Origin of the sequence: Xenorhabdus bharatensis (assembly GCF_037996705.1) — a bacterium.
In the GTDB taxonomy this organism is placed as follows: Bacteria; Pseudomonadota; Gammaproteobacteria; order Enterobacterales; family Enterobacteriaceae; genus Xenorhabdus; species Xenorhabdus bharatensis.
Genome location: NZ_JBBMXG010000001.1, coordinates 109,012 through 119,945, shown reverse-complemented (window position 1 = coordinate 119,945; position 10,934 = coordinate 109,012). Strand labels below are relative to the sequence as shown.

General features: G+C 38.7%; 10 protein-coding genes. 8 read left to right on the top strand and 2 right to left on the bottom strand.

What is annotated here, in order from left to right; all coding sequences use genetic code 11:
• The first annotated feature begins 155 nt into the window (after nucleotides 1-155).
• From ubiG to AAC855_RS00540, 7 genes are all read left to right on the top strand, one after another.
• The gene (gene ubiG / locus AAC855_RS00570) at nucleotides 156-890 is read left to right on the top strand and encodes a bifunctional 2-polyprenyl-6-hydroxyphenol methylase/3-demethylubiquinol 3-O-methyltransferase UbiG (protein ID WP_340607724.1); all 735 of its coding nucleotides are present in this window, start codon (nucleotides 156-158) and stop codon (nucleotides 888-890) included.
• 358 nt (nucleotides 891-1,248) lie between these two features.
• Nucleotides 1,249-3,540, top strand: a complete 2,292-nt coding sequence (gene nrdA / locus AAC855_RS00565) for a class 1a ribonucleoside-diphosphate reductase subunit alpha (RefSeq protein WP_340607723.1) — start codon at nucleotides 1,249-1,251, stop codon at nucleotides 3,538-3,540.
• A gap of 12 nt (nucleotides 3,541-3,552) precedes the next feature.
• Nucleotides 3,553-4,683: a class Ia ribonucleoside-diphosphate reductase subunit beta gene (gene nrdB / locus AAC855_RS00560; RefSeq protein ID WP_340607722.1), complete on the top strand. Its 1,131-nt coding sequence runs from the start codon at nucleotides 3,553-3,555 to the stop codon at nucleotides 4,681-4,683.
• A gap of 1 nt (nucleotide 4,684) precedes the next feature.
• Nucleotides 4,685-4,951: a class I ribonucleotide reductase maintenance protein YfaE gene (yfaE, locus tag AAC855_RS00555; RefSeq protein ID WP_340607721.1), complete on the top strand. Its 267-nt coding sequence runs from the start codon at nucleotides 4,685-4,687 to the stop codon at nucleotides 4,949-4,951.
• A gap of 370 nt (nucleotides 4,952-5,321) precedes the next feature.
• Nucleotides 5,322-6,092 (top strand): N-acetylmuramoyl-L-alanine amidase, encoded by a 771-nt coding sequence (locus AAC855_RS00550; RefSeq protein ID WP_340607720.1) that lies wholly within the window; start codon nucleotides 5,322-5,324, stop codon nucleotides 6,090-6,092.
• 825 nt (nucleotides 6,093-6,917) lie between these two features.
• A complete protein-coding gene (locus AAC855_RS00545) occupies nucleotides 6,918-7,373 on the top strand; it encodes a hypothetical protein (protein ID WP_340607719.1) in 456 nt (151 codons plus the stop codon).
• A gap of 672 nt (nucleotides 7,374-8,045) precedes the next feature.
• The gene (locus tag AAC855_RS00540) at nucleotides 8,046-8,504 is read left to right on the top strand and encodes a lysozyme (protein WP_340607718.1); all 459 of its coding nucleotides are present in this window, start codon (nucleotides 8,046-8,048) and stop codon (nucleotides 8,502-8,504) included.
• 16 nt (nucleotides 8,505-8,520) lie between these two features.
• On the opposite strand, the gene AAC855_RS00535 is transcribed toward AAC855_RS00540, so the two are convergent.
• Together AAC855_RS00535 and AAC855_RS00530 are read right to left on the bottom strand one after the other, a co-directional pair.
• Nucleotides 8,521-9,114: a lytic polysaccharide monooxygenase gene (locus AAC855_RS00535; RefSeq protein WP_340607717.1), complete on the bottom strand. Its 594-nt coding sequence runs from the start codon at nucleotides 9,112-9,114 to the stop codon at nucleotides 8,521-8,523.
• A 698-nt stretch (nucleotides 9,115-9,812) separates the two neighbouring features.
• A complete protein-coding gene (locus AAC855_RS00530; RefSeq protein ID WP_340607716.1) occupies nucleotides 9,813-10,094 on the bottom strand; it encodes a hypothetical protein in 282 nt (93 codons plus the stop codon).
• Between the two features lie 187 nt (nucleotides 10,095-10,281).
• Here AAC855_RS00530 and atoD point away from each other — a divergent pair, with 187 nt between their 5' ends.
• Nucleotides 10,282-10,932, top strand: coding sequence for an acetate CoA-transferase subunit alpha (atoD, locus tag AAC855_RS00525; protein WP_340607715.1), 651 nt, complete (start codon nucleotides 10,282-10,284; stop codon nucleotides 10,930-10,932).
• Nucleotides 10,933-10,934: the final 2 nt, after the last annotated feature.

Here is a 10,934-nt window from a genome sequence, read left to right as displayed (position 1 = left end):
TGACAGTTTTATAAAAATCAGATGCGGGTATTTCAAGATTAAGGTGTGTATAATAGTTTCTTATCACACATCCCCATAATACTGTTACATTTTCTGTGAATCAGTTTTCTGTGAACCAGTTTTCTGTGAAGCAGTTCCTAGGAGCGATATTGCTGATGAACGCTAAAACCCCCGATTCACACACTCAATCCCATGCCAACGTGGATCAACAGGAAATCGAAAAATTTGAAGCAGTTGCTTCCCGATGGTGGGACCTTGATGGTGAATTTAAGCCATTACACCGTATTAATCCATTACGACTGAACTATATTCTGCAACGAGCCGGAGGGCTTTTCGGTAAAAAAGTGCTGGATGTCGGATGTGGCGGCGGAATACTGTCAGAGAGTATGGCTCGTGAAGGGGCAGATGTGACTGGTCTGGACATGGGTTTTGAGCCATTGCAGGTTGCCCGGCTGCATGCATTGGAATCCGGTATGCCGGTGACTTATGTGCAGGAAACCGTGGAAAGCCATGCCGAACAACACCCGCACACCTATGATGTCGTTACTTGCATGGAAATGTTGGAGCACGTCCCCGATCCGGGATCTGCGATTCGCGCTTGTGCCAAATTGGTTAAACCCGGTGGCCATGTGTTTTTTTCCACCATCAACCGTAATCGGAAAGCGTGGCTAATCGCTGTTATCGGCGCTGAATATATTTTGAACATGGTGCCAAAAGGAACACATGATGCGAAAAAATTTATCCGCCCTTCAGAGCTGATTGGCTGGCTGGATGAAACTTCCCTGAAAGATCAACATATTATTGGTATTCATTACAATCCGTTAACAGATAAATTTCGTCTTGGACACAATGTGGATGTGAATTATATGCTCCATACCCAATCCGCTTAACAAGAACAATTAAAGGATTAATAAAACAGCAAATAGATACTTTTTTTAAGTTTTTATTTTTGAGTTTCTGCCGATAGGTTTGCGAAAGTAACACCAAGTAACTACGCAGGTTATCGGCTTTTTGGAAAAATTAATCCTCAAGTTATCCACAAAACTTCCCGATCTTGTACACTTGATAAAACGCGAAATTAACATTATCTTGTTATTACAGTTTTATTCACCCCCTATATATTGTGTTTCTGGACGTTTCACTACTACTAGTTCCCAACTGGCTTTCAGTCTTCTTGGGGGCATCGTGCTGTCAACGGACAGGAAAAACAATTAAGGGCGAGATACGAAAAAGAAGGTGTATTTCCTCATGAACCAGAGTCTGCTAGTAACCAAGCGTGATGGGCATAAAGAACAAATTGATCTTGATAAAATTCACCGGGTTGTTACCTGGGCTGCCGAAGGGCTGAAAAATGTCTCAGTATCACAAGTAGAGTTGCGTTCCCAGATTCAATTTTATGACGGTATTAAAACATCCGATATCCATGAAACCATGATTAAGGCTGCTGCTGACCTGATTTCAGGTGATGCACCTGATTACCAGTATCTGGCAGCGCGTTTAGCCATTTTTAACCTGCGCAAAAAGGCCTATGGTCAATTTGAGCCGCCAGCGTTATATGACCACGTTGCACGTATGGTCGATTTAGGTAAGTATGACAAACATTTGCTGGAAGACTACTCCAAAGAAGAATTCGAGCAAATGGACAGTTTTATTAGCCATCTGCGTGATATGGATTTTTCCTACGCAGCTGTTAAACAGCTCGAAGGCAAATATCTGGTACAGAACCGTGTTACTGGTGAAATTTATGAAAGTGCCCAGTTCTTGTATGTACTGGTCGCAGCATGCTTGTTTTCTACCTATCCGAAGGAAACTCGTCTGGATTATATCCGCCGTTTTTACGATGCGGTTTCTACCTTCAAAATTTCATTGCCAACGCCGATTATGGCGGGAGTCCGCACTCCAACCCGTCAGTTCAGCTCCTGTGTTCTGATTGAGTGTGGTGACAGCCTTGATTCTATCAATGCCACATCCAGTGCGATTGTGAAATATGTATCCCAGCGTGCAGGTATTGGGGTGAATGCAGGTCGTATCCGTGCATTGGGCAGCCCTATCCGAGGTGGTGAAGCTTTCCATACTGGCTGTATTCCATTTTATAAGCACTTCCAGACAGCAGTGAAATCCTGTTCTCAGGGTGGTGTTCGCGGTGGTGCGGCGACATTGTTCTACCCAATGTGGCATCTGGAAGTAGAAAGCCTGCTGGTGCTGAAAAACAACCGTGGTGTTGAAGGAAACCGTGTTCGCCATATGGACTATGGTGTACAGATCAACAAGCTTATGTATGAGCGCTTGATCAAAGGTCAAGACATTACGCTGTTCAGCCCGTCCGATGTACCGGGGTTATATGATGCTTTCTTTGCTGATCAGGATGAATTTGAGCGCCTGTATACGCAATATGAAAATGACAGCAATATCCGTAAAGAGCGTATCAAGGCAGTAGAATTGTTCTCTTTGATGATGCAGGAACGTGCTTCAACCGGCCGTATCTATATTCAGAACGTTGACCACTGTAATACACACAGTCCGTTTGACCCGGCTATTGCGCCTGTTCGTCAGTCTAATCTGTGTCTGGAAATTGCACTGCCGACTAAACCATTGGATAACATTAACGATGAAAATGGTGAGATCGCATTATGTACGCTGTCTGCGTTCAACCTCGGAGCTATTGAGAATCTGAGCGAGCTGGAAGAGCTGGCAGATTTGGCTGTTCGCGCACTGGATTCTTTGCTGGACTATCAGGATTATCCGATTATTGCGGCTAAACAGGGTTCAATGGGGCGTCGTACACTGGGTATTGGTGTTATTAACTTTGCTTACTATCTGGCGAAAAACGGTGTTCGTTATTCTGATGGTAGTGCGAATGGTTTGACTCATAAAACATTTGAAGCCATTCAGTACTATTTGCTGAAAGCCTCCAATAATCTGGCTAAAGAGCAGGGAGCATGCCCGTGGTTTGGTGAAACAACTTATTCACAGGGCATTCTACCGATTGATACCTATAAAAAATCGCTGGATACATTAACCAGTGAACCATTGCATATGGATTGGGAAGCTCTGCGTAGCGATATCCTGCAATATGGCCTGCGTAACTCAACCTTGTCAGCGTTGATGCCATCGGAAACGTCTTCACAGATTTCCAATGCAACGAACGGTATTGAACCACCAAGAGGTTACGTCAGTATTAAGGCATCAAAAGATGGCATTCTACGTCAGGTTGTACCAGAGTATGATCGTCTGAAAAGATCTTATGAGTTGCTGTGGCAAATGCCAAGTATTGACGGTTATCTGCAATTGGTAGGGATCATGCAGAAATTTATCGATCAGTCTATTTCTGCCAACACTAACTATGACCCAGCGCGTTTCCCTAACGGCAAAGTTCCGATGAACCAATTGCTGAAAGATTTACTGCTCGCTTACAAATATGGCGTGAAGACACTGTATTACCACAACACCAGAGATGGTGCGGAAGATGCTCAGGATGATTTGGAAGAAGTGGTCGAATCTGCTGATTCCGATTGTGAAGGCGGCGCGTGTAAGATTTAATCTGAGGAAACTATGTCCTATACTACTTTTTCGCAAGTAAAAAATGATCAGTTACAGGAGCCGATGTTTTTCGGCCAACCTGTGAATGTAGCGCGTTATGATCAACAGAAGTACCCTATTTTTGAAAAGCTGATTGAAAAACAGCTCTCGTTTTTCTGGCGTCCGGAGGAAGTTGATGTTTCCCGTGATCGCATCGATTACAATGCGTTGCCGGATCATGAAAAACATATTTTTATCAGTAATCTGAAATATCAGACGTTACTGGATTCTATTCAGGGCCGTAGCCCGAATGTAGCATTCCTGCCACTGATTTCAATCCCAGAATTAGAAACATGGGTTGAAACATGGTCGTTTTCAGAAACAATTCATTCGCGTTCTTACACTCATATTATCCGTAATATTGTGAATGATCCTGCTATGATATTTGACGATATTGTGACAAATGAGCAGATCCTGAAACGAGCGCAAGATATTTCGAAGTATTACGATGATCTGATTGAAATGACCAATTACTATCACCAGCTGGGTGAGGGTACATATAATGTTGCGGGTCAGGAAATCACAGTGAGTTTGCGCGCACTGAAAAAACAGCTTTATTTATGTTTGATGAGTGTCAATGCGCTGGAAGCGATTCGCTTCTATGTCAGCTTTGCTTGTTCATTTGCGTTTGCTGAACGTGAATTGATGGAAGGCAATGCAAAAATCATCAAATTGATCGCTCGTGATGAGGCTCTGCATTTAACAGGAACTCAGCACATGCTGAACCTGCTGCGCTCTGGTCAGGATGATCCTGAAATGGCAGAAATTGCACAGGAGTGTGAACAGCAGTGTTATGACCTGTTTGTACAGGCGGCTGAACAGGAAAAAGAATGGGCCGAGTATCTGTTTAAAGATGGCTCGATGATTGGCCTGAATAAAGATATTCTGAGTCAGTATGTTGAATATATTACGAATATTCGCATGCAGGCTGTAGGCTTGAAGTTACCATTTGAAATCCGCTCAAACCCAATTCCTTGGATCAATTCATGGTTGGTTTCTGACAATGTTCAGGTGGCTCCGCAGGAAGTCGAAGTCAGCTCTTATTTGGTTGGTCAGATTGATTCGGAAGTCAATACTGAGGATCTCAGCGGTTTCGAACTCTGATATGGCTGATTACAAAGTTACCCTGCCTTTGAGGCAGGGATTATCTGTCTATTACTCTTCCAGTCTTCACAGTAATCTGTTGGAAGCGTTAGAACAAGGCAAAGTACAGATTGAATATCAATGTCGCGAGGGATATTGCGGTTCTTGTCGTGTTCGATTGTTAAAAGGGAAGGTAGGGTATCCTTGTAAGCCATTGGCATTTGTAAATGAGGGTGAGATTTTACCTTGCAGTTGTTATCCCCTTTCTGATATTGAAATTGAGCCTTGATTGGATATTGATGGTAATTTTTATCCGGTAGATAAGGCAGAAAAATTGTAAATTTTTACTGCCGTTCAATATTAATGCCATTATTAATAGTAAGTATATTAGAGGTATGAATTGATATGCTTATTTTTTTCTCATAGTTTACCTTTCTTCTACATTGCTTCTTGTTATTAATTCACTTATCTTTATAAATACTATTCAATTATTACTGAATATCGACTGTGTCAGAAAAGTAATTTTAGTTATTTCAGTGATTATCGATATTTTATGTAATTTTAATCTATCAGGATTTAATTCTCTGCTATTTTTGGTGGAGTACTTCATTTAAAAACAATTTAACCGATAAGATAAGTAAAAGGTAAGGCGTATATCTATGTATAAAATTGATTATAATTCATACCGCTCACTCAAAAGTTTTAATCGACGTCCCCGTTTTTTAGTGATGCATTACACTGCATTAAATTTCGAAAAATCTATTGAGGCATTGACGGGGGAAGGAGTCAGTGTGCATTATTTAGTGCCTAACCCGGATGATCAAACCTATAAAGCAGCAGGATTTGACTGCGTTCGTATATTTAATCTGGTTGATGAGTATGAAAGAGCCTGGCATGCGGGAATGAGTAGTTGGTCAGGGCGAAATAACCTGAATGATACATCTATCGGTATAGAAATTGTTAATGAAGCCAGTGATAATTGTGGTGTTATAACTTTTCCACCGTATCATTCGGATCAGGTTAATGCGATCAAGGAGTTAGCCGTTAATATACTACAGCGATATCCGGATATTACCCCGACCCATGTGATCGGGCATTCTGATATTGCGGTGGGCAGAAAAAGTGATCCGGGTCCGGCATTTCCGTGGAAAGAGTTATATGAAGCAGGAGTAGGAGCATGGTATGACGAAGAGGTAAAACAAAAATATATTAAAGAGTTTAACCAATGTTTCCCTGAAAGAGCAGACATTTTGGAAAAATTCAGCCAATATGGCTATGATACTCCTGATTTGAATGATAATGACGGCTTTAAAAATTTAATTAAAGCATTTCAAATGCATTTTCGCCAATCAAATTATGATGGGATCTCTGATATAGAAACTATCGCAATTATTTATGCGTTAGTTGAAAAGTATTTTCACAAATCCTAAAAACTAATAGTGTAATTATTCGTGATATGATTTTGTGAAATTTTCATTAATATCTAATATTATTGTTTTTTTATATTAAATACAGACTCGTAAAACAATAAGAACGAATTACACTCTTTAATTTCTCTCTTTTTTGGCTACATTCACCCGGTCATCTTATTTGTAAAATATGGTGACCAGAGATGTATTAAAATATCATCGAAAATTAGCCATCGATTGAGCTTGTTTTCACCTTTTCTCCTTTTATCCCAAGATATAACTCTCAGTTTTTATTGAATATAATTCCATTTCATATCTTTATTAAATAAATTAACCCATTGATAATAATGGAAAATTATTATCAATGATGCTCTTTGGGAATTCTATACTAATTCAACTTCAAGATGTGTGTTATATCTCCCCGCGATGCGGGAAGATATAATAAATCGCCTCATATTATCCGTTGTAACTTGAAGTTTATCGAGTATATGCCATGATTAATATAAATTAGAGGTAATATCTATTTTGGATGAAGTTTAGTATTTTAATCGCATATATTGTTATGCTTTTTTGTTTCATCCTTGCTCTTTGGTAAATGCTAATCTAATCTTAATGTTTTCGTTATGGATTTTTTTAATCTATTGATTATATAAAAGTGTTTTATGCTGAGATACCTTAAACTGTATTGCAGTAGCAAAAGAATAAATTTTCTGAAGCATCGATAAATAACTATGTGTTTATGGCTGCATGTTTATAACCATGATCACCATAGGCAGAGTGCAGCCAGAAAATGAGGCAACTTAAAAGACGACGAGTATATACCATTACGAAGATTGTCAGGAGCCTATGATGGGAGTACGGTTGGTTGTGATTGTCATGATGGTCGGTGTAGTTACCGCTATATATAATACCGCTGAAGCAAAATCACCTTATGATGGTGAATATTTATGTAAAATAAATAAGGAATTGAATAATGCTACGCTCAGAAGTGGCGGGATGTATTTTTTTCCTGAAAATCAGGATACAGCTACAGTTTCCTATAAAAATGCGAGTTTTGTTATTCATGAAATAAAACCTGAAGAATTTGTCAGTCCTAGATTAACCCTTATCACTAAATTTGGCATCTTAAATAAAAAAGAGCTCTTAGAGATGGGTGAAAATACTTTAATATATGGCGGGAAAAGTTATGGATTGGGGTATTTTAGACCGGGTAAAAATGAGTTTTTTATTTCTAAAATAAATATTCCTAGCCTAAAAGGGGCTTATATTCTTTCTTTAGAGTACTGCGTTAAAAAACAATGAGTAATATTGAATAAAACTTACCTAAAAAAATCAAATTATTGGGCTGAATTAGCCTATGTGGTTAATGGACTCCTATCATAAGATGTTATGAATCACTGAGTCATTCTTCTGGTTATTGCTACTGTCCTCATAGCCATTCATCTGAATCCTGCCTTTCAATCTAATGTGATAGTTCACATTGTGATTAGTAAAATTTAAAGAGTCAGTCAGACTATTTTGAGAATTGAACGATAAAAAGCCAGTTTTTTATTTTAACTGGCTTATTTTCTCATCATTAGCATAGTTTTTTACATGAAACGTTTTGTTGACAGACGAATAACAACACAATGTACATTGGAGAAGAAAGATTTTACAGATTTCATGATGGGTTCCTTTCAGAGTTTATAAATTGTGATTTACTTCACGAAAATCTAAATTCTGAGTGGCATTTTATGCACAAACAGAAAAGAGTCAAGGTATTTATTAAATTATTTTTTTAAAATTTAAAATATTTTTGTAATTTCATATAACCAATTGAAATTAAAGTTTTAATTGATTGGTTCTGTAACCATAACCCATTGATTTCTCGCTATTTGCACTGTGGCATAAGCGTATAATTTTTTAATCTGTCTATACTTTATCCAACAGAATAAGTTTTAACCTGATAGTGAGTTAAACTATTGGAGGGAGCTTATGGAAATCAGTGAAAATGGTATCAATGCAATAAAAAGTTATGAGGGCCTGAGGCTAAAAGCCTATCCAGATCCTGCGACAGGTGCAGAGCCTTGGACTATAGGTTATGGACATACAAAAGGAGTTGTTCCCGGTCAGGTGATTACTAGCCAACAAGCGGAAGCATTTTTACTAGAAGATTTAACCCCTATTTATGCAGTCTTGCAACGATTCGTTAAGGTAGCTTTAACACAGGGGCAATTCGATGCGTTATGCTCGTTCATTTTTAACGTAGGCATTGGTAATTTTCTTCGTTCAACGTTACTGAAGAAATTGAATGAGGGTAATTATCAAGGGGCTGCTCAGGAATTTCTGAAATGGGATCAGGCCAACGGGCACGAATTAGCCGCGTTACTGGCCCGTCGAAAAGCTGAACAAAAAATGTTTTTATCATGTGCTGGCTCTTTCACCAGCACATAATTAATATCCCAGATAACTATTTTATATCAGCATCAATGACCTGATAGAAAGCATTGGGCGTATCAGCGATTGTCCAGACGCCAAGGATAACGTGATAGCCTGAGCGTTCAGGAACCTCACAGTTAATATTCACTTCCTGTGGTGGCCGTTTTCCATGATCTTCTTGTGTGCAGAAAGGGGTTAGGTCGAATTGCGCGCGAGCAAGAGGTTTATTCGGATCCCAGTCAGGTTTAGTTATAAAAAACTGCCATGATGTCGTACTGTGTCGGGCAGTTAAATGCCATTTAAATGTATTTTGTCCTTTATTGATCGGGACGTGATGCCAACGATTTTCACTTTGTTCATTGAGTTGTTTGAACTGCCCGACACCCGCACTGGCTATTTGACCATCAGGTGGCCCTGCTTGAGGAAATCCCTTTGGGCCTTCAACAGATTGGGGTTCATACATGACAGGCCCACAATTTTTATTGATACCTTTTTTACACAGAAGTGCTCTGCTTGGAGGATTTTCTATATAGCCATGGCGACTCTGAGAATCAGTATTAGCGAATAGAGGAGTAGAGAATAAAGCTGTCAATCCCACTAACAATAATGGATTTTTAATATTCATGATAAAATTCCTATTTTCCGTACTTAACTGTAAAAATAGTAAATTTATTAATGCGTTATATTAAATCACTATTATAAAATCAATGTGTTTTATTCAGTAATACATATGAGTGTTTATAACAAAATCATTAATTTATAAATACTTAATTTATAATAGAGGTATAATAGAAAGCGAGAATATTCAAAGGAAGGAGGATATATATAACAAAAAGCCCTCCCGGGAGGCAAGGAGGGTGAAGGAATAATAAGAAGCAAATGAGGGTGTGTGAAAACATACTTTGATATAATATATGTTACATAAAGCCTGCATACAATAAACAGATAATAAATAGCTCTCTTTTTTTATAAATTTGAATGCAATATGTGTAATGTTCAGCAATGATAATGTTAAACATTAGATAGTCAACATGTTGATTATTAAATTAAATTTACTGAATGATTTCCCTCTCAAGAAATGGTTATCGCATCTTTTAGTTCTATTTTCAGTGCTGAAATAATCTCAGCAACAGAAATTCCTTGCACTGGTGGTGAAATTTCTCTTTCACAAAATTCACGCCAGAATAAATTCAATACCCATTGTGATACAGGAATGAAATGAAAGTGAAATGGTGGTATTGGGTGTATGACCGTATCTTCCTATACACTTCGTCTTTCAAGCTGCTTCTTTGTTGGCTGCGCTCGCTTACCCCGGTCACATAGTTATCTATGCTCCCAGGGATTCACTCTCTTGCCGCCGCGATGCATCTTGAAATCCATTGTGTATATATAGATGTGCTTTGGAAAAATAAATTTTTTTAAGGCTTTTTCAATATATCCCATCAGAATTCCCATTTCCTGTATGGCTTTGTTTGATAAGTCAGAAAGAGCTATGTGGTTATGACTGGATTGTAGTATCACATAGCCAGGAAGGGATGAATCAATCCTATGATTAACAACCCAATTATTTGTTTTTAAAATTATTTTTTCGGCTGGGATTTTCATATCGTAAGTTTCTCATTGCATAAATTTTATTACCTCATAATAAACGAGTTTCTATCAATTTAGATATATTCAATAAACTTTGTTGCCTTAATTATTCTATTGTTAGTGAAAAATTTAAAATTTAATATTTTTTCATCCACTTTATTATTTCATTGTTGAAGCGGATTTTCTTAATAAGGAAAGCAACATGAAAAATAAACAAATAACGATTGAGCAGGCAAAAGAATTTTTCTGTGATGGAATGACGATTATGGTTGGCGGATTTATGGCGGTTGGCACTCCACCACATTTAATTACAGCGTTATTCGATACAGGGGTAAAAGATTTGACTCTCATTACCAATGATACTGCGCTCGTTAATATCGGCCTTGGGCCATTGATTGTCCATGGCCGGGTAAAAAAAGTCATTGCTTCTCATATCGGAACTAATCCTGAAACGGGCCGTCGCATGATTTCCGGTGAAATGGAAGTACAACTGATACCACAAGGGACACTGGCTGAACGGATCCGCTGCGCCGGTGCGGGATTGGGTGGTTTTTTCACTCCAACTGGTGTGGGAACAATGGTGGAAGAAGGAAAAGAAAAGAAAGAGATCAATGGCCGTGAATACCTTCTGGAGCTTCCATTATATGCTGATCTGGCTCTGATTAAGGCCCATAAAGCCGATACCTTCGGTAATCTGACTTATCATCTCAGCGCCCGTAATTTTAACCCGCTTATTGCATTGGCCGCAGATACCACATTTGCAGAACCGGATGAAATTGTTCCTGTCGGTTCTCTCGACCCGGATCATATTGTCACACCGGGTGCCATTATTGATTATCTCATTGTTAAATAAAG

What these genes read in the sequence shown, in the direction of transcription:
- AAC855_RS00550 (WP_340607720.1), top strand. Translation starts at nt 5,322, where the DNA reads ATGTATAAAATTGATTATAATTCATACCGCTCACTCAAAAGTTTTAAT.
- atoD (WP_340607715.1), top strand. Translation starts at nt 10,282, where the DNA reads ATGAAAAATAAACAAATAACGATTGAGCAGGCAAAAGAATTTTTCTGT.
- AAC855_RS00545 (WP_340607719.1), top strand. Translation starts at nt 6,918, where the DNA reads ATGATGGGAGTACGGTTGGTTGTGATTGTCATGATGGTCGGTGTAGTT.
- yfaE (WP_340607721.1), top strand. Translation starts at nt 4,685, where the DNA reads ATGGCTGATTACAAAGTTACCCTGCCTTTGAGGCAGGGATTATCTGTC.
- ubiG (WP_340607724.1), top strand. Translation starts at nt 156, where the DNA reads ATGAACGCTAAAACCCCCGATTCACACACTCAATCCCATGCCAACGTG.
- nrdA (WP_340607723.1), top strand. Translation starts at nt 1,249, where the DNA reads ATGAACCAGAGTCTGCTAGTAACCAAGCGTGATGGGCATAAAGAACAA.
- nrdB (WP_340607722.1), top strand. Translation starts at nt 3,553, where the DNA reads ATGTCCTATACTACTTTTTCGCAAGTAAAAAATGATCAGTTACAGGAG.
- AAC855_RS00540 (WP_340607718.1), top strand. Translation starts at nt 8,046, where the DNA reads ATGGAAATCAGTGAAAATGGTATCAATGCAATAAAAAGTTATGAGGGC.
- AAC855_RS00530 (WP_340607716.1), bottom strand. Translation starts at nt 10,094, where the DNA reads ATGAAAATCCCAGCCGAAAAAATAATTTTAAAAACAAATAATTGGGTT.
- AAC855_RS00535 (WP_340607717.1), bottom strand. Translation starts at nt 9,114, where the DNA reads ATGAATATTAAAAATCCATTATTGTTAGTGGGATTGACAGCTTTATTC.